The 19,992-nt window shown below is 69.3% G+C and carries 20 protein-coding genes, 1 tRNA gene and 1 pseudogene; 12 read left to right on the plus strand and 10 right to left on the minus strand.

The features are described from left to right. Nucleotides 1–53: 53 nt before the first annotated feature. Genes IT882_RS09450 through IT882_RS09470 form a run of 5 tightly spaced genes read right to left on the minus strand, consistent with a single transcriptional unit; the run spans nucleotide 54 to nucleotide 5,107 of the window. Nucleotides 54–1,466, minus strand: coding sequence for an amidohydrolase family protein (locus IT882_RS09450; RefSeq protein ID WP_195691670.1), 1,413 nt, complete (start codon nucleotides 1,464–1,466; stop codon nucleotides 54–56). Next, the gene (gene add, locus IT882_RS09455) at nucleotides 1,463–2,491 is read right to left on the minus strand and encodes an adenosine deaminase (protein ID WP_228178106.1); all 1,029 of its coding nucleotides are present in this window, start codon (nucleotides 2,489–2,491) and stop codon (nucleotides 1,463–1,465) included. The genes IT882_RS09450 and add overlap by 4 nt, the downstream gene beginning before the upstream one ends. A gap of 2 nt (nucleotides 2,492–2,493) precedes the next feature. Next, the gene (locus IT882_RS09460; protein WP_195691672.1) at nucleotides 2,494–3,285 is read right to left on the minus strand and encodes an ABC transporter permease; all 792 of its coding nucleotides are present in this window, start codon (nucleotides 3,283–3,285) and stop codon (nucleotides 2,494–2,496) included. Continuing rightward, entirely contained in the window at nucleotides 3,282–4,064 is a 783-nt protein-coding gene (locus tag IT882_RS09465) for an ABC transporter permease (protein WP_195691673.1), read from the minus strand. The genes IT882_RS09460 and IT882_RS09465 overlap by 4 nt, the downstream gene beginning before the upstream one ends. Continuing rightward, the gene (locus tag IT882_RS09470) at nucleotides 4,061–5,107 is read right to left on the minus strand and encodes an ABC transporter substrate-binding protein (RefSeq protein WP_195691674.1); all 1,047 of its coding nucleotides are present in this window, start codon (nucleotides 5,105–5,107) and stop codon (nucleotides 4,061–4,063) included. The genes IT882_RS09465 and IT882_RS09470 overlap by 4 nt, the downstream gene beginning before the upstream one ends. A 114-nt stretch (nucleotides 5,108–5,221) precedes the next feature. Here IT882_RS09470 and IT882_RS16920 point away from each other — a divergent pair, with 114 nt between their 5' ends. The 3 genes and pseudogenes from IT882_RS16920 to IT882_RS09480 form a co-directional block, all read left to right on the plus strand. Next, on the plus strand, nucleotides 5,222–5,605 hold the full coding sequence (locus tag IT882_RS16920; RefSeq protein ID WP_267189647.1) for a histidine phosphatase family protein: 384 nt from the start codon (nucleotides 5,222–5,224) through the stop codon (nucleotides 5,603–5,605). Nucleotides 5,606–5,652: 47 nt separating this feature from the next. Beyond that, nucleotides 5,653–6,012: a histidine phosphatase family protein gene (locus IT882_RS17370; RefSeq protein WP_408904883.1), complete on the plus strand. Its 360-nt coding sequence runs from the start codon at nucleotides 5,653–5,655 to the stop codon at nucleotides 6,010–6,012. Beyond that, nucleotides 5,945–6,106, plus strand: a pseudogene (locus IT882_RS09480) (gamma carbonic anhydrase family protein); the annotation flags it as partial. The gene IT882_RS17370 and the pseudogene IT882_RS09480, both read left to right, overlap by 68 nt. Here the strand turns inward: IT882_RS09480 and IT882_RS09485 are convergent. Together IT882_RS09485 and IT882_RS09490 are read right to left on the minus strand one after the other, a co-directional pair. Continuing rightward, nucleotides 6,103–6,420, minus strand: a complete 318-nt coding sequence (locus IT882_RS09485; protein WP_195691675.1) for a hypothetical protein — start codon at nucleotides 6,418–6,420, stop codon at nucleotides 6,103–6,105. The pseudogene IT882_RS09480 and the gene IT882_RS09485 overlap by 4 nt on opposite strands. 10 nt (nucleotides 6,421–6,430) lie before the next feature. After that, entirely contained in the window at nucleotides 6,431–7,393 is a 963-nt protein-coding gene (locus IT882_RS09490) for an IS481 family transposase (RefSeq protein WP_195691676.1), read from the minus strand. 313 nt (nucleotides 7,394–7,706) lie between these two features. Between IT882_RS09490 and IT882_RS16480 the strand changes: the two genes are divergently transcribed. Continuing rightward, a complete protein-coding gene (locus tag IT882_RS16480) occupies nucleotides 7,707–7,982 on the plus strand; it encodes a hypothetical protein (protein ID WP_229382036.1) in 276 nt (91 codons plus the stop codon). Further along, nucleotides 7,979–11,113, plus strand: coding sequence for an AAA family ATPase (locus IT882_RS09495; RefSeq protein ID WP_229382037.1), 3,135 nt, complete (start codon nucleotides 7,979–7,981; stop codon nucleotides 11,111–11,113). Before IT882_RS16480 ends, IT882_RS09495 begins: the two co-directional genes overlap by 4 nt. A 40-nt stretch (nucleotides 11,114–11,153) precedes the next feature. On the opposite strand, the gene IT882_RS09500 is transcribed toward IT882_RS09495, so the two are convergent. Then, on the minus strand, nucleotides 11,154–11,855 hold the full coding sequence (locus tag IT882_RS09500; RefSeq protein WP_195691677.1) for a hypothetical protein: 702 nt from the start codon (nucleotides 11,853–11,855) through the stop codon (nucleotides 11,154–11,156). A 120-nt stretch (nucleotides 11,856–11,975) separates the two neighbouring features. Here IT882_RS09500 and IT882_RS09505 point away from each other — a divergent pair, with 120 nt between their 5' ends. Together IT882_RS09505 and IT882_RS09510 are read left to right on the plus strand one after the other, a co-directional pair. Beyond that, nucleotides 11,976–12,188 (plus strand): helix-turn-helix transcriptional regulator, encoded by a 213-nt coding sequence (locus IT882_RS09505; RefSeq protein ID WP_195691678.1) that lies wholly within the window; start codon nucleotides 11,976–11,978, stop codon nucleotides 12,186–12,188. 9 nt (nucleotides 12,189–12,197) lie between these two features. After that, a complete protein-coding gene (locus IT882_RS09510; RefSeq protein WP_195691679.1) occupies nucleotides 12,198–13,325 on the plus strand; it encodes a site-specific integrase in 1,128 nt (375 codons plus the stop codon). Between the two features lie 61 nt (nucleotides 13,326–13,386). Here the strand turns inward: IT882_RS09510 and IT882_RS09515 are convergent. Further along, nucleotides 13,387–13,462, minus strand: a tRNA-Glu gene (locus IT882_RS09515). A 105-nt stretch (nucleotides 13,463–13,567) separates the two neighbouring features. On the opposite strand from IT882_RS09515, the gene IT882_RS09520 reads away from it, so the two are divergent. Then, nucleotides 13,568–14,206 carry an MBL fold metallo-hydrolase gene (locus IT882_RS09520; RefSeq protein WP_195691680.1) on the plus strand — a complete coding sequence of 213 codons (639 nt, stop codon included), beginning with the start codon at nucleotides 13,568–13,570 and terminating at the stop codon, nucleotides 14,204–14,206. A gap of 15 nt (nucleotides 14,207–14,221) precedes the next feature. On the opposite strand, the gene IT882_RS09525 is transcribed toward IT882_RS09520, so the two are convergent. Continuing rightward, a complete protein-coding gene (locus IT882_RS09525) occupies nucleotides 14,222–14,725 on the minus strand; it encodes a hypothetical protein (protein WP_195691681.1) in 504 nt (167 codons plus the stop codon). A gap of 416 nt (nucleotides 14,726–15,141) precedes the next feature. Here IT882_RS09525 and IT882_RS09530 point away from each other — a divergent pair, with 416 nt between their 5' ends. The 4 genes from IT882_RS09530 (at nucleotide 15,142) to IT882_RS17095 (ending at nucleotide 19,962) form a co-directional block, all read left to right on the plus strand. Then, a complete protein-coding gene (locus IT882_RS09530) occupies nucleotides 15,142–17,190 on the plus strand; it encodes a glycosyltransferase family 39 protein (protein WP_195691682.1) in 2,049 nt (682 codons plus the stop codon). 47 nt (nucleotides 17,191–17,237) lie between these two features. Beyond that, nucleotides 17,238–18,107 (plus strand): NYN domain-containing protein, encoded by an 870-nt coding sequence (locus IT882_RS09535; protein WP_195691683.1) that lies wholly within the window; start codon nucleotides 17,238–17,240, stop codon nucleotides 18,105–18,107. Between the two features lie 254 nt (nucleotides 18,108–18,361). Continuing rightward, complete coding sequence (locus tag IT882_RS09540) at nucleotides 18,362–19,603, plus strand: ATP-binding cassette domain-containing protein (protein ID WP_324253868.1); 1,242 nt, start codon at nucleotides 18,362–18,364, stop codon at nucleotides 19,601–19,603. Then, the gene (locus IT882_RS17095) at nucleotides 19,558–19,962 is read left to right on the plus strand and encodes an ATP-binding cassette domain-containing protein (protein ID WP_324253869.1); all 405 of its coding nucleotides are present in this window, start codon (nucleotides 19,558–19,560) and stop codon (nucleotides 19,960–19,962) included. Before IT882_RS09540 ends, IT882_RS17095 begins: the two co-directional genes overlap by 46 nt. Nucleotides 19,963–19,992: the final 30 nt, after the last annotated feature.

Genomic DNA, 19,992 nt, shown 5'->3' on the forward strand with positions numbered 1-19,992 from the left:
CGACTTCGAGACCGCCTCGACCCGCACGCTGCGCCCGAGAGGCGCGCCGGCGTTCATCGGCCCACCTGGAGTCGTGCGCGGTCCGCGATGCCGCGGGAACGCTCCGAGGCCTCCCGCACCAGGGCCGCGAGGTCGCCGTCAGCGCCAAGGAAGGTAGGAACGCCGCGTTCGACGACGACCCGACCGTCGACTATCACGGTACGTACCGCGACCGTGGGTTGCAAGAATACGAGCGCCGCGTACAAGTCGGCCGCGGGCGTCATCCGCGGCTCCTCCAGATCAAGGATGACGAGGTCGGCGCGCTTGCCGACCTCGATCGATCCGATCAGGTCATCCATACCCAGAACCCGCGCTCCCTCGATCGTTGCCATTTCCACGACCCGCTGCGGACTGATCGCCCCCGGGTCACGACTCACCGCGCGGTGCAGGAGCGCCAGGAGCTTCATCGAACCGAAGAGATCGACCGCATCCGAGCAGTTCGCATCGTCCGTGCCGATCCCCATCGGGATGCCCGCCCGGAGCATTCGCGGAACCGGCGCGACCCCGGCGCCTAGAAAGGCGTTGCTCGCCGGCTGCGTCGATACCCGGGTGCCCGATTCTGCGAGCAACCGGATCTCACGATCGGAGACGTCGATGCAGTGCGCCGCGAGCAACCTCTCATCGAGCGCACCGACGCTGTCGAGATACTCGACCGCGCCCATCATGTGCTGCACGCGCTCCCGCTCGTCCTCGGCGACGTGCATCGTCCACATGGTTCCGCGCTCGCGCGCGATCTGTCGGCTCCGCTGCAGGGCGCGTCGGGAGACGATTCCGGGGATCGCCGGCGACGGCCACACTCGGATCCGACCCTCACCGGCCCTGTCGTACCTCCGCACGATCTCATCGAGGTCGGCCAAGACGCGATCGGTGTCGACGAAGATGTCGCTGTCCGGAACGTCCGGGGCCTTCGCACGGACCGCGCCGAGATAATCCTCGAAACCCGGCGCAGGCTGGTCGGCGAACATGCGAGCGTATACAGCGCGGATGCCGCTCTCGACGAGGGCCTCGACAGTGCTCGCCGCGGTGGAGACCATGGAACGCGTTCCAGCATCCTCGTTGTCAACGATCGTCGTCACACCGTTCATCAACGCCTCCGTCGCGAACAGCAAGGTCGCGCACCGGATGTCGTCGTTCTCGTACACGCTCAGGCCCGGGTACAGCACGTTGTAGAGCCACTCGTAGAGTGGCCGATCGTGGGAGTAGCCGCCGCGAAGCAGGATCTGCGGCACATGGGTGTGCGCGTTCACGAGTCCCGGGATCACCGCGCGCCCCGCCGCCTCGATCACCCGCGAGCCGACGGGAATCTCGACGTTCGATCCCACTGCGACGATCTCGCCGTCCTCGACCAACACGGTCGCCCGCTCGAGGTCGCGGCGCTCATCGTCCATCGTCAGCACTCGCGCGTCAACGATCGCCACCGCGCTCATGCCCGCGCCTCCTCGCCGGCTGCCACCGCATCGAGCTCCGCGAGCAGCGCGCTACGACGGTCATCGTCGCAGAAGGCCGACTCGATCGATGTTCGCGCGATGGCGAGAAGGTCATCGCGCTGCCAGCCGAACGCCCGCGCGGTCGCGGCGTACTCCTGGTCGAGAATCGATCCCAGGGCAGTGCCGTCGTCGGTGTTGAGGCTGATCCGCACCCCGGCTTGCCGCAACTCCTCGACTGGATGCGCGGCCCGGCTCTCGGTAAATCCAAGAGCGACGTTCGACCCCGGGCAGATGCCGAGCGGGATGCCTCGGTCGGCGATCTCGGCGACCAGCGCCGGTTCCTCGATCGCGCGGAAGCCGTGATCGATACGATCGGCCATCAGGAGGTCGATCGCATCGCGGACACCCTCGGGACCACTGGACTCCCCTGCGTGAACGGTCCGGTAAATGCCACGGGATGCCGCGCGGCGGAAAGTGTCGGCGAACCTTGCGGACACACGCCCGGCAACCGCTTCGTCGCCGTCGATCGACAGGGCGACCACCCGCGGATGGTCCCGCTCCAGCATCCAATCCAGCAGTTCATCGGCCTCAGCGGCGGATTGCTGGCGCAACAAGCTCAGGCACAGGCCAGTCGACGGGAGTCCGTCCTGTTCCGCCTCTCGCCATCCGGCGTCGAGGGCGTCGACGAGTCCCGCGATATTTCCGCGCCAGGCCTCCCAGTGGGTCGGGTTGATGATCACGTCGGTGTAGCGGATGCCGCTGGCCGCCTGCCTCTGGGCGAACCGATAGGCGACGGATGCCGCGTCGTCGGCGGTCCTGACCAGCGACGCACCCCAGTCGAGGAACTGGAGAAATTCGGTGAGTCCGTCGAAATCGAAGAGCTGCTCGGCCGGTCGGCGAAGGGGCACCCCGTACTTGCCGGCCAGTCGCATCAGCTCCTCCCGGTCGATGCATCCGTCCAGGTGCACGTGGACCTCGGCTTTGGGTACCGTCCGTACCCAAGCCTCGTCGATGTTGTCGTTCACGATCATCCCTTCCCATTACTGCCGTCGTGATAAGCCGCTTCGAGCCACCGCGTCACGGCCGAAGCCAGCCCGAAGAATGCGAGAGAGAGCACTGTGGCGACGATGGCGGCACCCCAGGATCGCGACATGTCGTAGGAGACCCGCGACACCACGAAGAGCTGCCCGAGACCCGACGACCCGACGACGAACTCGGCGAGCAGCACCCCGACCACCGACCCGACCGCAGAGAGCCGGAACGCCTCCAAGAGCGAAGGGACCGCGGCCGGGAGATCGAGCCGCCGGAACCTCGTCCATCTCGAGGCTCCCAGCACCGTCAGCAGGTCCTGCTTGCTGCGCGAGGCGGAGGCCAGACCGCGCGACACCAGGACGAACGCTGGAAAATACGCGACCAGTGTGGCGACGACCAGCACGGTCGGCGTTCCGTAACCGACAATCCGCGCGAAGATCGGAACCATCGCCACCATGGGAACAGCGCGGACGATCAGCACCGCGGGCCGCACCGCCGCACGCACGACTCCTGAGAGATGGGCCGCGATGGCGAGTCCGATGCCAAGCAGTTGTCCCAGGACGAGACCCGTCGCGGCCAGCCCGGCGCTCACCGTGAGGTCGGGAAGATACGCATCCGGATGTCCGACCAGGTCGGCGAGAACACTCGCCGGGGAGGGCATGACGACCCGGTTGACCTGCCCGATCACGACCCACAGCGCCCACGCGGCGACGATCGCCACGACCGCCACGTTGTCCCAGGCGAACCGGGCGACCGCTCGCCCGATAGCCGTCACGCGCGCGTTCACAGCCCGAACCTCGCCGCGCTCCGCCGGGCGAGTGACGCAGCGCCGCCGTAGACGATGCTGGCGGGCACTGCGGTCAGGACCCCCGCCGCCCACAGCAACGGGATGTCGTAGTTCTGCATCGAGTTGATCAGCAGGGGCCCGATGCCCCGGGCGGAGCCGAACCACTCGCCGATCACCGCCCCCAACAGGGCCGCGGGAATCGCCAGCTGAAGAGCCGCGAACACCGCTGGGAGCGCCGCGGGCGCTTCCAGCTGCGCGAGCACCGCGATCCGCCGGGCACCCAGTACGGCAAACAGGTCCTCCTGCGCCGCCCGTCGGGTCCACAGCGCGGAGCAGATGACGACAAAGGCAGCGAAGTAGGCCGCTGTCGCCGCCAGCGCCGCGGGCACGACGGCGCGGGGCAGAAGGACCATGAGCAGCGGGCCGAGGGCGACGACCGGAACCGCCTCGACGAGAACCGCGAAGCGCTCCGCCGGGCGACGCGTGACCGGCATCAGGCGGGAGAGCACCGCGGTCGCCACCGCGGCGCTGATTCCGATCACGCCGCCGAGAAGCCCCTCCTGGACGGTCACCCCGAGCGCCCCCCACAACCTCGGCGCACGCGCGGGATCGACGATCACCCACAACACGTCGGTGAGGGGTGGCCAGGAGGTGGAGAGGACCCCGGTCCGGCCGATGATCTCCCACGCCGAGGCGAAGAGGAGCACGCCGATCACGATCTCGATGGTCTTTCGGGACCGCGTCGCCGTGCCGACCGGACCGAGGTCCTGCACAGTCATCGGAGCAGGGTTGCCGATCCGCCGAAGACCTCGTCGAGCAGCGATTCGTCAACGTAAGTCGCGACATCAGGAAGATCGGTCATGCCCGCAGCCCGCAGGATCGGGTACATCTTCTGCTCGATGTCCTCCGCCGAGATCCGCAACAGACCCGACTCCGCGGTGAGATCGCTCGTCGTCATCGGGATCTGATTGATGTTCTCCTTGATCTGCTGGCTCAGCGAGAGTCCCAGGTCGGCTCCCCACACGTCGACCGCGAGCTGCGCGGCCACTTCGGGGTCGTCGGCGTTCTTCTCCCAGCCCTTCACGGTAGCCCGCAACCAGGCGACAACCAGGTCGCGGTTCTCTTCCAGGTAGGTGCGGTCGACGAAGATCATGTTGGAGTAGACATCCAGACCCAGGTCCTGCCACGACACGCTGGTGTAGTCCACACCCTGCTCTTCGAGGATGAGTCCCTGGTTGGTGGCGAAGGCGGTGATCCCGTCGACGTCTCCGTTCACGAGCGCTTGCACGTCGTAGCCGATCGGCACGAACTCGTAATCCGGCTCTAGCCCGTTGATGGTGAAGATGGCATCCAGTTCACGCTGCTGCCCCTGGGGGCTTCCGATGCGCTTGCCGATCATGTCCTCGACCGAGTTGATCGGGTTCTCGGAGAGCGACAGGATTGCCAATGGGCTCTCCTGGTAGACAGCACCGACGAGCACCACGTCGGCTCCCTCCGACACGGCGTCGATGAACGAGGTGAAGTTCGTATCGAGTCCGATCGGTGCGTCACCGGATGCGACGATCTGAACGGTGTTGGAGACGTTGGGGCCGCCCGGCAGCCATTCGGCGACGATGCCCTCCTCCGCGTAGTAGCCCTCGCTCTCGGCGATCCACATTCCGGCGAACTCCACGTTGGTGACCCAGTTCAGCTGTGTCGCCACGACCGGAAGGGACTCTTCCTCGGTCGATGGCTCCGCCGCACAACCGGCGATCGTCAGCATCCCCACCATGGTCGCACCCGCCCAGGCGAGACGCCTATCGCGGTGGCTTGAAGTCTTCATAAGCCTCTCAATTCTCGCGGCAATCATGACGCGATCTCTCGCGTTTTGTATACGATCCATGCTCGCTGGCTGTCGTTGCGCGGGCATGGCCTGAACATTTCCAGCGTGTAAAAGATGCTGCGCCGCCCGCAGGGGCGGGTCACCGGCGCCGTTCCCGGCACTGAAGCGTTCGGCGAGCACCCCGAAGTCAGGCGGTCGCTGCGATCCTCAGGATCACAACGCCGACGATCGACGACCCCCGCGATCCGGGAATTCGCGCGGCGATACCTGGGCGTGCTGCCGTGGCGCCTCGCCCACCGGGCGCGGTTCCTCCTGCTGGTGGCGCCCGTGAGGCTCGTCGTCGTGGGCTCCGGGGCGGTCTGGACCCGTGGTCGGCGTGATCGGTGCCTTCACGTCATGATCGTCGCGTTCATCCGGCATTGTCAGGCCGACTGGAACGCCGAGGGACTCATCCAGGGATCGAGCGACATCCGGCTCAACAACACCGGACACCGATAGGTGGCGGATACCCCGATGACCCTGCGCTCACTGCCGTGGATGCGGTCGTGAACTTCCCGCTCCTGCGCGCCCGCGAGACGGCCCGCATCATCGCGGAAGGGCTGAACACCCCGTTCGGCACCGCGTATCCGAAGCTCGCCGAACGCGACTACGGCGAGCTGGAGGGCACCTCGGCCGCCGCCGCGATCGCGCGCTGGCCCGACCGGGAGTATCCGGGCGCAGCGTCGCTCGACTCCGTCGCTGTGCACGGGGTCGTGGCCCTGACCCGCATCGCCACCGACTTCCCGGCAAGGCGGTGCTCGTGGTCTGCCACGGCACGCGAGGTGGTGGTGCTCGAGGGGCACGATCGTGCCGCCGCAGTCGCTCGTCGCGGGCATCCCGGGCAAGGTGCGCCGCGAGCTCACTGACGAGGAGGTCGCGGGGTTGCTCGGCAACTCCGCGCGCTATGTGCCGCGGTCGAAGGTGTACAAGGCGGCGGAGGGTCAGGACGCCGCGGGTTAGGACACCGCCGCGATCCGCAGGATCACGACGCCGACGACCGGCACCAGCGCGACGACCAGCGCCAGGATCGCGATGCCGCGCGCGAGACCGCGCACGAGGCAGACGATCGAGATCACCAGCGCCGCCAGCACGAGCGCGGCTCCGGCGAGGAACAGCACGATGAATCCACCCGCTCCGCTGCCGCTGCCGTCGAGGGCGGCGGGAACCCCGAGCACGAAGCCGGCGTACATGGCGGCGGTGCCAAGCACGGCGAGCAGGAGGGCGATGCCGGCAGGGACGCGGGTGGGGCTGACGTAGACGTCGCTGTCACTCATGGCGACCACCCTAGGTGTAGCGACCCGTGAGGTTGTGAAGGCGGCAGGTGGGGGTGTGGCCTCCGAGGGCGGTGTGGGGTCGTCGGTGATTGTATTCCTCGAGCCAGTCGGCGTAGGTGGCTGATCTTGCCGCGTTCGAGAGGTAGGTCGATGCGTAGGCCCACTCGGCGGCGAGGGTGCGGTTGAATCTCTCCACTTTCCCGTTCGTCTGTGGCCGGTAGGGGCGGGTGCGGATGTGCCGGACTCCCTCGCCGAGGGCCGCGGCGAAGTCGTGGGAGCGGTAGCAGGAGCCGTTGTCGGTCATGACGGCTTTGACGGTGAGGCCGGCTTCGGCGAAGTGAGCGCGGGCGCGGATCCAGAACCCGGCGGCGGTGTCCTTCTGTTCGTCGTCGAGCTCTTCGGAGTAGGCCAGGCGGGTGCAGTCATCGACCGCGTGGTGCAGGAACGAGTAGCCGGTCCCGGCGCGGCGGTTGCGGCGTCCGGCGTGACGGCCGAGCATCCGGTGGCCGCCACCGTCAGGGATCCGACCCAGTTTCTTGATATCGACATGCACGATATCGCCCGGCGCGGCCGCCTCGTACCGGATCGGTTTCGGCTTCCGAACGGGCAGCCCGGTGTTGCGGTCCAGATGCGACAGCCGCGGCATCCGATAGCGGGCAAGCACCCGACCCACGGTCGCCGGGTTCAACCCCAGATGCCAGGCGATCCGCCGAGCACCCCACCGCCGGTTGAAGCGGATCGCGACGATCCGCCGCTCCGTGCGACGGTCAAGCTGGGTCGGCGATCGATACGGACGGGAACTGCGATCAGTCATCGGCTGACCCGCCCGGTATCGATCGGCCCACTTCTTCGCCGTCGCCTGCGAACACTGGAACCGTTCCCCAGCCCGGGCGAGCGACCAGCCGCCGACAACGACCGCACGAGCAAGCCGAAGCCGCCCCCTCGGCGTCAAATGAGCATTAGCGTGAACCACGAAGACCTCCGGTCACCGATGCGAGTTGTCAGATACCCACATCGTCCCGGAGGTCTTCACCTACCCGCGACGCACACAACGTCCCGGGTCGCTACACCTAGGTCGCGGCCCAGCAGTTATCACCGCATGCAGGCACATCTCTCTGAGATCCTCACCACTGTCCACTCTCCCCAACTCTTGACCCTCTGACGTTCGCTGATCCGCCAACCGGACCCCGGACTCGCTCATTTCTGACTTCTTCACAAGAATGGACGTATCCTACCTGATATGGTAGCTGTTATCTTAGGTAGGAGGCGAAGGCATGAAAGGTGGCGTGATCCCGTTCCGGGGCACAGGCTCGGATGCCCTGCGCTATCTGGAGTCCGACCGCGCGCGGGCGGACGAGTATTACCTGGAGGCGGGGACCGCCCTGGCCGAGTTCACGGCGGTCGACGCCGAGGGCCGAGTGATCGGCGAGCTCGGGCTGACCGCCGAGGAGTACCGCCAGTGGGTTGGCTGGATCAACCCGCTCACCGGGGAGTCGATGGGCCGACCCCGGCTGCGGGCGAGGGTGGCCGGGGGTCGCCCCGGTTCATGGAGATGGTCGTGAACGTCCCGAAGTCCCTGTCGGTCGCCGCCGGCCTGCACCCGGAGGTGTCCGAGGCCCTGGACGCCGCCCAGCGGGACGCGGTTGCGGAGATCCGGTCCTGGCTCGGCCAGCACTCGGTCACCCGCGTCGGCGCGCGCGGGAAGCAGGAGGTCGTGCCGATCGAGCAGCTCGAAACCGTGGCCGTGTCGCACAAGACCTCCCGTGCGGGCGACCCGCACCGGCATATCCACTTCCAGATCGGGACGCGCGTGTGGGCGGCCGGTCGCTGGCGCGGGCTCTACACCGCGGCGCTGTTCCGGCAGCAGGGCGCGATCCGCGCCCTCGGCACGGCGGTCATCGCCGCGCACCCGCAGCTCGCCGCGGTGCTCGACGCGCACGGTCTCACCCTTGACCCGGTGACCGGGGAGGTCGCGGAGCTGGTGCCGTGGAAAGCGGTCATGTCCAAGCGCGGGCAGCAGGTGGCGCGCAACCTCGCCAAGTTCGAGGCCGAGTGGGAGGCCGCGCATCCCGGCCAGGAGACGGGGCCGGTGGTGCGCGCCAGGTTGCACGCGAAGGCGTGGGATCATGAGCGGCCGAGCAAGAAGCCCAGCGTGCTCGGCTCCGAGGCCGGCTGGTTGCGCGAGTTGCAGGAGGCTGGCTACACCCCGGACCTGCCGCGCGCCACCGTGCAACCCCTGCGCACGCTGGACGAGCTGGCCGTGCAACAGGTCGCCTCCCGTGCGCTCGACCGCTGCGCGGCTGCTGCATCCGCATGGACCGTGCATGACGTGCAGGAGCAGGTGGCGCACATCGTCACCGAGGCCGGTGTGCGCGCCACCCGCGAGGAGCTGCGCGAGTTCATCACCATCACGACCCGGCTCGCGGCGGACGACTGCCTCTCGATCCTGCCGCCGGATGCGCCACGGCTGGAGCATGTTGCGCACCTCACGACGCTGCACGTAGTGGCCGTCGAGACGGAGCTGCGCGACCGACTGGCTGCACGCGCCACCCGGCCGGTGCACGGCGCAACCCCGCGCGTGCAGGAGCCGGGGCTGGATGCGGACCAGGCGCGCGCCGCCGCCGCGCTCGCCTCCACCCGGCCGCTCGTCGTGGTCGAGGGCGCGGCGGGCGCGGGCAAGACGACCATGCTCGGTGCTGCGATCCGCGCCGCCGGACAGGAGGGTCGTTCGGTGCGGGTGGTGACCCCGACGAAGAAGGCCGCCGACGTCGCCGCCGCCGAGCTGGGCGTGCCGACCGACTCGGTAGCGGCACTCGTCTACGACCACGGGTTCCGGTGGAACGCCGATGGTGTCTGGACCCGGCTGGCCGTGGGCGACACGGACCCGGTGACGGGCGCGACCTACCGCGGCCCGGCGAAGGAGAACCGACTGGCCGCCGCCGAGCGGGTTGTGGTGGACGAGGCGGGGATGCTCGACCAGGACACCGCCCTCGCCCTGCTGACCGTCGCGGACGAGGCCGGCGCGACGCTCGCACTCGTCGGGGACCGGGCGCAGCTCCCCGCCGTGGGGCGCGGCGGGGTGCTCGACATCGCGGCCGCGCTCGTCCCCCGCGTCTACTCGCTGACGAGCCTGCACCGCTTCGCGGACCCCGACTACGCGCAGCTCACCCTCGCCCTGCGGACCGGCCGCGACCCGGCCGAGTTGTTCGACCGGCTCCACGCGCTCGGACTCGTGCGGCTCCACGAGGACACCGAGGCGCTGCGCGCCGCGGTCGCCGCCGAGCGGATCGACGGAGCCGCGATCACCGCGGCGACCAACGACGAGGCGCGCGAACTGAACACTCTGATCCGAGAGGACCGGGTGCGCGCGGGCGCGGTCGACGACGCCCGCACCATCGACGGCGCGGACGGCCTGAGCATCGGCGCCGGCGACCTCATCCAGACCCGCCGCAACGACTCGGAGATGGGCGTGGCGAACCGGCAGACCTGGATCGTCCAGCACGTCAGCGGCGACGGCAGCCTGTGGGTGCGGGACGCCGCGAGCCAGCGGAAGCAGCAGCGCACCGTGCATCTGCCCGCCGAGTACGTCGCCGAGCACGCGCACCTGGCCTACGCCGCGACCGCCTACGGCGTCCAGGGCATGACTGCCCCCGCGTCGCACACCGTCCTGTCGGACGCGCTCGACGCGGCCGGCGTCTACGTCGGCCTCACCCGCGGGCAGGAGGAGAACAGGCTGCACGTCGTCGCCGCGGACCTCGGGGACGCGCGCGAGCAGTTCCAGGCCGCGCTCGAGCGGGACCGCGCCGACCGCGGACTGCGCGAGGCCACCGAGCGGGCGCAGGCCGCCGTCGCGGGCATCGTCGCGGACGGGCCGGTGCGCGTCGTGAACGCCGAGCGCACCCGACTGCGGCAGAGCATCGAGCAGGCCGAGCGCCAGGCGGCACGGTGGGCGGAGGCGGCCGAGGCGATGGAGCGCCAGTCGGCCGCGCACCGCGTCGAGGCCGAGGCGCTGCTGGCCGAGGTCGAGGCCGCCGCCCAGCAGGTCGAGGCGGCACGGGCCGAGGCCGTCCCGCCGCTGGTCGAGCAGGCCGGCACGGACGCCGCCGCGGTCCTCGCGGTCAGGGAGCGCCACGAGACGGCGATCGCCGCCAGGAGCCGTGCCGGGGCGCTGAGGCGTCGGAGCGCCGACCGGGCGCTGACCGAGGCCGAGCGCCAGCGCCACGAGGCCGAGCACCTGACCCGGCAGCGGTGGGGCTCGATCCCGCGTACGCCGGAGCAGGCGCCGGCGTGGGCGCAGGCGGCGGCCGAGCAACAGGCCGAGGCCGACCCGCGGCTGGCCGACGCCATGCGCACGCACGCGCAGGCCCGGCAGGAGCAGCGCCGTGCCGGGGACCGGCAGGAGCGGCAGCGGGCCATGCTGCACACGCGGCTGTTCAGCAAGCCGTACAGCACCGGCAGCCCGCGCCGCCAGGCCGAGAGCGCCCAGCAGCAGGCCGAGGCGCTGCGACGCCAGCTCGCGGAGCTGGAAGCCCTGCCGGTCGCCGAGGCCGCAGCCCAGGTCGAGGCCCGAGCCGAGGCCGAGCGCGTCGCAGCCGAGGCCCTGGCGCGGCGTGCCGCAGAGCTGCACGACTTCACCCGCGACCAGCACCGTCCGAGCCCGAGCAGCGGACCCGACTTCGGGCCGAGCCTGTAGCGACGCGCTCGGGGGCAAGTGCGCGCCGCTCCCCCGACGACTACCCGCGGCGGCCCGGCGGGAGCAGTCCGCGCGAGCGGGTGCGCACGAGCCAGCCCTGCGCGGTGGCGTGGGCGACGCCGTTGATCTTCGCCATCGTGACAGCAGGCGCCGCGTCCCCCTGCGCCGAGAGCTTGCCGTACTGGAGGGCGACCAGCTCGTAGAAGTCGGGCGTGCGCTTCGGGTTCCCGAGCGGCTTGAGCAGATCCCGCTCGCTGATCTTCCGGCCGGAGGGCAGCACGATCTTCCCGCCGGTGATGGTCACCGTGCGCTTCATGGCGAACAGGCGCTCGTTGATCGCCGCCTCGATGCGCGCGGTCGGCAGGGTGCGGAGGTCTTGGCTGGACACGGGATCGCCCGGCCGCCACGGGAGGTAGACGACGCCGGTGATGCGCACCTCCTCGGGCACGGCGAACTGCTGGCGCTGGAGCCGGATGAACACGCGGGTCGCCGTGGCTGTGTGCTCGATGTAGCGCCAGCGGCCGTCGATCGTCTCGTTCTGCTCCGAGTCGAGCTGCGCCTGCCGGTCGGCCTCGGTCGTCACCTGATCGTTGTAGCCCAGGATCGCGTCGATCTGCGCGCTGGCGTCGTCGTCGCGCTCGCCGGGGAACCGGCTCGGCAGATGCCAGCCGTCCGGCAGGTCGGCCGAGACGATCAGGCCGTCATAGGACTGATCGCCGGGTCTGCGCGGGGCTGCGGTCACATCCCGAGTGTACCGAGCGACACGAGCAACTAAAACTCTTGCTGTGATTGGCGTGTTGTGGTCTAATCTAAGACGACAGCAGCAATCGCGGCTGTGATCGTAGATGCGAAGGAGGCCGTGATGGGTCAGAGCGCATCGCCCCTCGACGCTCGGGAGCCCGAGCGCCTGTTCTACTCCGAGGAGGAGACAGCGGCGCTGCTCGGCATCCACCGCACGACCCTGCGCACCCTCGCCCTGGAGGGCCAGGCCCCGGTGGAGCCGATTCGGCTCACCCGGCACAAGCGCGTCTACCGCCGCATCGACGTGCAGCGCCTCGCGGGGCTGGAGCAGTAGGAGCCAGTCATGGGAAGCATCGAGTCCTACGACACGGCCAAGGGCCGTCGCTACCGGGCGCTCTACCGACGCCCGGACAAGAAGCAGACGCAGAAGCGCGGCTTCACCACCAAGAAGGCCGCCGAGCTGTTCCTGGCGACCACGGAGGTCGACATCGCCCAGGGCCGCTACCTCGACCCGTCGCGTGCGCGGGTGACCGTGGCCGAATGGCTCCAGACCTGGATCGCCGCCCGCGGCGACCTCCGGGCGACGACCCGCAGCCGGGTCGAGAACATCATCGCCAAGCACATCGTCCCCGAGTTGGGGAAGATCCCGATCGGCGACCTCACCCGCCTGCGGGTGCAGGAGTGGGCCTCGGCCCTCCCCGGTGCCCCGGCGACCGTCCGCAAGATCGTCAACGTCCTCTCCGGTTCGCTCCGATTCGCGGTCGAGGACGAGCGCCTGCCGTCCAACCCCGCCGCCCGGCTCAAACTCCCCAAGCCCACCAAGTCCCGCAAGCGGTATCTGTCCCACAATCAGGTCGCCGCGCTCGCCCAGGCCATTGACGAGATGAAGGATGGGCGCGAGTACGGCTACGGCCTCGTCGTCCTCGTGCTCGCCTACTGCGGCCTGCGCTGGGGCGAGCTGTCCGGGCTCCGCATCCGTGACCTCGACCTCGACGCGAAGCACCCGCGCCTCACCGTCGAGCAGACCGTCGTGGCCGACAAGGGCTACCAGCGCATCGAGCCGCCGAAGGACTACGAGCACCGCAGTATCCCGATCCCGGCGTTCCTCGTCGGGCTGCTCCGCGCGCAGATCGCCGGGCGCCCGGCCTACGCCCCGGTGTTCTACGGCATCCGCACCGGCACCTGGCTTCGCAACCACGTCTACCGGGTCGGCTGGTTCGACACCGCGGCCGAGGCGGTCGGGATCAAGGGCCTCACCCCGCACGAGCTGCGGCACACCGCTGCCTCGCTCGCCGTCAGCGCCGGCGCGAACGTGAAGGCCGTCCAGCGGATGCTCGGGCACGCCTCGGCCGCGGTGACCCTCGACGTGTACGCCGACCTGTTCGATGACGACCTGGACGGTGTTGCCACGGCGCTGAACCTCGCGGCCATGCAATCAGATGTTGCCAATCTGTTGCCAAAAGCGGCATAGCGCCCGTTCGAGCCTTTCGGCAGGAACAAGAAAACCCCCGGCTGACCGGGGGTCTTCTTGTTGGTGACCCCAGCGGGATTCGAACCCGCGTTACCGCCGTGAGAGGGCGGCGTACTAGGCCGCTATACGATGGGGCCGCAAGACAACCGTTCGATTATGCCATGCATCCGAAGGCCCGGCCAAATCGACGCGACGCCGCCGCGGGCTTGCCTCGACCCGGCCCCCGAGGGTTGACTCGAGGTATGCGAGTCACCAAGCACGAGCACGCTGCCCTGACGATCCGCGACTCCGGAAAGACGCTGGTCATCGACCCGGGGTCGTTCACCGATCCGCTGCCGGATGACGGGGATGTCGTGGCCATTGTGCTCACGCACGAGCATCCCGACCACTGGACCCCGGAGCACCTGCGGCGCATCCTCGCTCACGCTCCGAAGGCGCAGATCATCGGCCCCGCCGGGCTCGCCGAGGCCGCAGCGGGGTTCGACGTCCGGGTCGCCGCACCCGGCGACAACATCATTGTCGGCCCCTTCGATCTGGAGTTCTTCGGTGGGCGCCACGCGGTCATCCACGACTCGATCCCCGTCATCGACAACATCGGTGTGCTGGTCAACGACCGCCTCTATTACCCAGGCGATTCGTACGACGTGCCCGAGGGTCGGGATGTGAAGCTGCTGGCCGCTCCGGTCGGCGCGCCCTGGTTGAAGATCGGCGACGCGATGGACTTCGTGCTGGCCGTCGCGCCGCGGCTGTGCTTCGGCACCCACGACATGACGCTCTCGATCATCGGCCGCACGATGGGGCGTCAGCGACTGCGATGGGCGACCGAACAGGGCGGTGGCGAGTTCCTCGAGCTGGATGCCGGAGCCTCGGTCGACATCTGACGGTGCCGTCTGGGCTCAGCTGTCGCTGACGTCGGGTCCGCTCTCCGCGGGCTCGCGCACCCAGATCTCGACGACATCTCCGCGCGCGACGAAGCGCACGACGCCTCCCTCGTCCAGAGGCGCCGCCAGCGGCATCGGGATGTCGGGATTCACCCGGAAGTCGACGACGGGATCCAACGGGTCCGGCGCACAGCTCCCGTTCCCCCACAATTCTCCCCACACGACGATCAGACACCGCGCACCCGCAGCGTTGGTGCCGGTCCACATCGTCACGCCCTGCACCTGTTCGTACTGCTGAAGCGTGCCGGCATCCACCTCGAGGGCGCGCTCAGCCTGCCGAATCCAGGCTTCGGTGGGATCGACCGGAGCATCAGGGTCGATCGCAGCGATGATGTCGGGCCGAGCAGTCCACACAGCGGGGAGCGCGAGTCCGAGCCCGAGCCCCACCGCGAGCGCGGCCCCAGCAGCGAGGAATACACCCGGATGCCGCCACCACGCTGACCGCGGCGTCGGCAGCAACGGCTCCGACGACTGCGGATCGTTCCCGGCGGATGCGTTCGCGTCGGATGCAGCGAGCGTCCCCCGGCAGCCGACGGGACCGGACCGGTTGCGGTGTCGGTGTCCGCCGTCTCCTCGCTGGAGGCCTGCGGGTCGGCGCCGCGCACGAGCGCCTCCAGCTCGGCCAGCCGCGCCGCCGCCTGCGGATCCGTCGCGATATCGGCGCCCGGCCCATACGCTCGCTCCCGGAGCGCGGCCAGCTCGCGACCAAGATCCGTCGGCAACGTCGCGCTCATGGCTCCCATTATCGAGCCGGCGCACGGGCCCGGGGCCGGTCGCGCAGGACGGCGACGGCGCAGCGTTCAGCCGCGGCAGCCATAGAACGCTCATAGGATGCCGAAAGCGCACGCCTCACAGCGATCCCTACCGTCGGGGTCATGCTCACCGATGCTCGCCCGCTGCCACCGGCATCCGCCCCGTTTCCCGCGCCTTCCCTCGAAGGTCGGAAGCCCTCCCCCTGGGGATTTCGATTCGGGCTCGCCGCGCTCGCGCTGGCAACCGCACTCCTGACGGTGTGGGCGATCGATTCGGCATCCGAATCCGACTACTACGCGGCAATCGCCGTTTCGATGAGCCAGAGCCCGGCGAATTTCTTCTTTGGCGCGTTCGATCCGGCGGGAACTGTCACCCTCGACAAGATCCCTGGTGCCTTCTGGATCCCCGCGCTCTTTGTCGCCGTGTTCGGGTACGCGACGTGGACTGTCGTGCTGCCCAACGCACTCGCGGCCGTGGTGACCGTCGTCATCGTGGCGGTCACGGGTCGCCGGCTCGTGTCGCCGACGGCGGGACTTGTCGCGGGTGCTGTCGCGGCGACGACCCCGATCCTCATCGCCGTGTCGCGCTCCAACCAACCCGAGACGTTCTTCGTCCTCAGTTTGGCCCTCGTCGCCTGGGCCGCAACGCGGGCACTCACGCAGCGAAGCCTCGGGTGGCTCATCACGTCCGGGCTGTTCATCGCGCTCGCGTTCCAGATGTACATGCTCGTCGCGTGGGCGGTGTGGCCGGCGCTGGCGCTGGCCTACCTGGTCACCGCCCAGCCTGTCGTGCGGCGACTCTGGCATATCGCTGTCGCCGGAACCATGAGCGTTGCGGCATCGCTGAGCTGGATCGTCATCGTCTCGCTCATTCCCGCCGACGCAAGACCGTACATCGGCAGCACTCTCAGCAACAATCCGTGGGAGATGGTCTTCGGCTACAACGGTCTCGGTCGCTTTTCGGCGACAGCAAACTCGAGCGACTACCTGTCATTCAGCCCGCCCTTCTCCGGGGACCCCAGCGCGGTGCGGCTGTTCACCGAACAGCTCGCGGGGCAGATCGCCTGGCTGCTGCCAGCGGCAGTCCTCGCCGCGGTCGTGCTGTGGATGCTCCGCTTCTCGCGGCCGGTCACGGTGTTGCTCGGCGCGTGGCTGGTGGTCTTTGCGGCAATGTTCTCGGCGGTCGACGGAATGCACCAGTTCTATACCGCGGCGCTCGCCATCCCGGTCGCCCTGCTGGTGGGTCTCGCGTTCGGTGTCGCACGGCGTCACGGCATCCTGTGGCCGCAGGTCTCACTCATCGCCGTCGCGGCCGTCACCGCGGTGCTGATCTCACTGTGGTACCCCGGCTACTCCCCTGTCATCTCGCTGATTCAGGCGGCGGTCGGAGCTGCAGCCATCCTGCTGCTGTTCGCGGAAAGGACGCGGCCAGGCGCGGGGCAGCGGTGGATCCCGCGGTGGACGACCGCGCTGCTCGCGACAATCGCGCTGGTGCTCACGCCGGCAGTCTGGTCGGCAGTGACGGTTGCCAACCCGAGCAACATCAACCCGGTCGCCGGCGGCGTCTCCGATACGGGCGGGGGCCCGGGGGTGCGGGCGGCGGACTCGGGGGCGCGCCAGGGCAGGCCGGCGGGCTCGGCGGGGCGCCCGGTGCGAACTCCTCAGGACCGGGACAGGGCAACGCCCCGGACAGGGGGCAGGACCCGGCGCGGGCCAGGTCGGTGCGGCGCCCGGTCAACCCGCCAACACCGGACCGGGAGGGGCAGCTGCCGACGCCGGCGGTGCGGCATCCAGCGAGTTCGTTGCCTGGCTCCGCGAGAACCAGGGCGGCGCCGATTACCTGATCGCCACGTTCGGCGCGCAAAGCGCGGCAGGCATCATCCTCGCGACCGATGGTGGATCGGTGCTGCCCATCGGCGGTTTCAACGGCAACGACCAGGTACCGACCCTGGAGGACTTCGAAGCGCTCGTGGCCGACGGCAGCCTGCGCTACGTCCTGGGCACCGGAATGGCCGGTCGCGGGGCGAGCACTCCGTCGGGCGGCACATCGACGACCTCGGCGCAGATCCGCGAGTGGGTCGAAGACACCTGCCAGACGGTGACGGATGCCCCGGGAGGCGTCGTATACGACTGCGCACCCTGAGCGCTGCCTCGGACGGATGCCGAGACTAGGCTCGAACCGGAGCCGGCAGGCGCCTGTCGATCGACGAGGAGTGAGCGTGGCTGAGAGAACCGATCCGCGAGTTGCGGTGTATCTGGACTTCGACAACATCGTGATGTCCTGGTACGACACGGTGCACGGACGCAATGCCTACGGCCGCGACCGCCAGCGCATCGCCGCCGATCCGACCGAACCCGAGATCGCCGAGCGTCTGGCGGCAGCGACCGTGGACCTCGGCGCGATCATCGACTACGCGGCATCCTTCGGCACGCTCGTTCTCACCCGCGCCTACGCGGACTGGTCGTCCCCCGTCAACGCTGAATACCGCACGCAGCTGGTCGCCCGAGCCGTCGATCTCGTGCAGCTGTTCCCCGCAGCCGCGTACGCGAAGAACGGCGCCGACATCCGTCTCGCGGTCGACACGGTGGAAGATATGTTCCGCCTCCCCGACCTCAGCCACGTCGTGATCGTCGCCGGAGACTCCGACTACGTCCCCCTCGCGCAGCGGTGCAAGCGGCTCGGTCGCTATGTCGTGGGCGTCGGGGTCGCCGGCTCCAGCGCCCGGTCGCTTGCTGCCGCGTGTGACCGCTTCGACACGTATGACGCGCTGCCGGGCATCGAGCGCGAGCCGGTCAAGGATGCCGAAACCGCGGTGGCCGCCAAGACCCGTCGCAGCCGCAAGAAGGCTGCCGATCCCGGGGCCGAGCTGCTCGAACGCGCGCTGCGATTGGAGGGTGATCGCGAGGGCACAGAGTGGCAGCACGCGAACGTCGTCAAGAGCCTCATTACGCGGCTCGATCCCGGCTTCAGCGAGCGTGCCCTGGGCTTTCGCAGCTTCACCGATTTCATCAAGGCGCACCCCAAGGTCGCCGAGATCGACGAGACCGAGAACATCGTGCAGATCCGTCTGGCGGCCGGGACCCGCTGACACCAGATGCGCCCCGGCCGCGCGCGGCCGCCGGGTACGAGCGTTTGCATTCCGCCGCGGCGGTGGCATACTTGTGGCGCGCTCCCGCGGCCCTGCCGCACGTGAGAGGGAGTGAACGGTAAGGAAGAGACATGACAGGTTCGGGCCTCAGCATCCCCCGCTGACCGGACCTCGATTCCTTCCTCTGCGCATCGCGGATCCCGCGTCAGCCCACCCCTGACTTGATCAGGAACTGACACGATCTGGAGTTCCGCATGCCTGCCCCCACGCCCGCCGTCGTTCTGCACGACCTCACCTTCGCCTGGCCCGATGGCACGCGCGTCATCGACCGCGTGTCCGGCTCCTTCGCCCGAGGCTCGACGGGTCTTGTCGGCCTCAACGGCGTCGGCAAGTCCACCCTGCTGCGCCTCATCGCGGGCGAGCTCACTCCGACATCCGGCTCGGTGCACACCGCCGGACTCGTCGACTACCTGCCGCAGCGCGCGGATGCCACACCCAACGACACCGTGATCGATCTGCTCGGCATCCGCGCTGTCGATGACGCGATATCCGCCGTCGAGCGGGGCGAGATCGATCCCGGACTCTTCGACACGATCGGTACCGACTGGGACGTCGCCGAACGCGCGAGTGCGGCACTGAGCGCGGCGGGCCTCGACATCGACGACCTCGAACGGCCTGCCACCTCACTCTCGGGTGGTGAGGCGATGACCGCGGCGCTCATCGGGGTGAAGCTCCGCCGCGCCGACATCGCTCTCCTCGACGAACCGACCAACAACCTTGATGCCGCCGGGCGCGCACGCGTCCACGACCTCGTGGGCGGGTGGGGCGGCCCGGTGATCGTCGTCAGCCACGACCTCGAGCTGCTGGAACGGATGCAGGACACGGCTGAGCTACGAGCCGGTGCCCTCTCCGTGTATGGCGGCCCGTACAGCGCGTGGCGCGAGCAGGTTGCCGCGGAACAGGAGGCTGCGGAGCGGGCCGTGCGGGCGGCCGAACACGAGGTGCGCGTCGAGAAGCGGCAACGGATCGCGGCGGCCGAACGCGTCGCTCACAGCGAGCGGCAGGGCCGGAAGGATGCCGCGAACCGCAGATTCGTCCCCGCGGCGATCAATGACCGGCGCAACTCCGCCGAAAAGGCGCAGGGTGCCCGACGCGCGGTGCTCGATGACCGGATGCACGCAGCGCAGCGCTCACTACAGGAGGCGGAGTCCCGCATCCGTGATGACGATCGGATACTGATTCAGCTGCCCGATCCCGCGGTGCCCGCAGGCAAGAGGATCGCGGAACTGACCGGATCGGACGGACGGACAGTCGTCATCCAGGGCCCGGAACGCGTTGCGCTCACTGGCGCGAACGGTGTCGGAAAGACAACCCTTGTGCGTTCACTCGTATCGGGCGTTCCCCCGCGCGTGGACACGCCACGGCCGTGGCGCACGTCGAGGGAATCGGGATGCTCTCGCAGCGGCTCGAGAACCTCGACGAACGGGAGACCGTGATCGAGAACGTCGCACGCTACGCCCCACATCTGCCCCGCGCGGACCTGCGCAATCAGCTCGCCCGGCTCCTCGTGCGGGGCGCCATGGTGGATCGCCCCGTAGCGACTCTCTCCGGCGGTGAGCGGTTTCGCGCCGCGCTCGCTCAGGTGCTGCTCGCCGACCCACCCCGGCAGCTTCTCGTGCTCGATGAGCCGACGAACAACCTCGACCTGCGCACGGTCGATCAACTCGTCGATGCGCTCGGCGCCTACCGTGGCGCGATGATCGTCGTCAGCCACGATCGCGGCTTTCTCGCAAGACTGGGGCTGGATGCCGAACTCGACCTCAATGCCGACGGTCTGCTCCGTCGCGTGATGTGAGGGATCGCTCAACCGCTCTACGACGCACGA

It is taken from the genome of Microbacterium schleiferi, assembly GCF_015565955.1.
In the GTDB taxonomy this organism is placed as follows: domain Bacteria; phylum Actinomycetota; class Actinomycetes; order Actinomycetales; family Microbacteriaceae; genus Microbacterium; species Microbacterium schleiferi_A.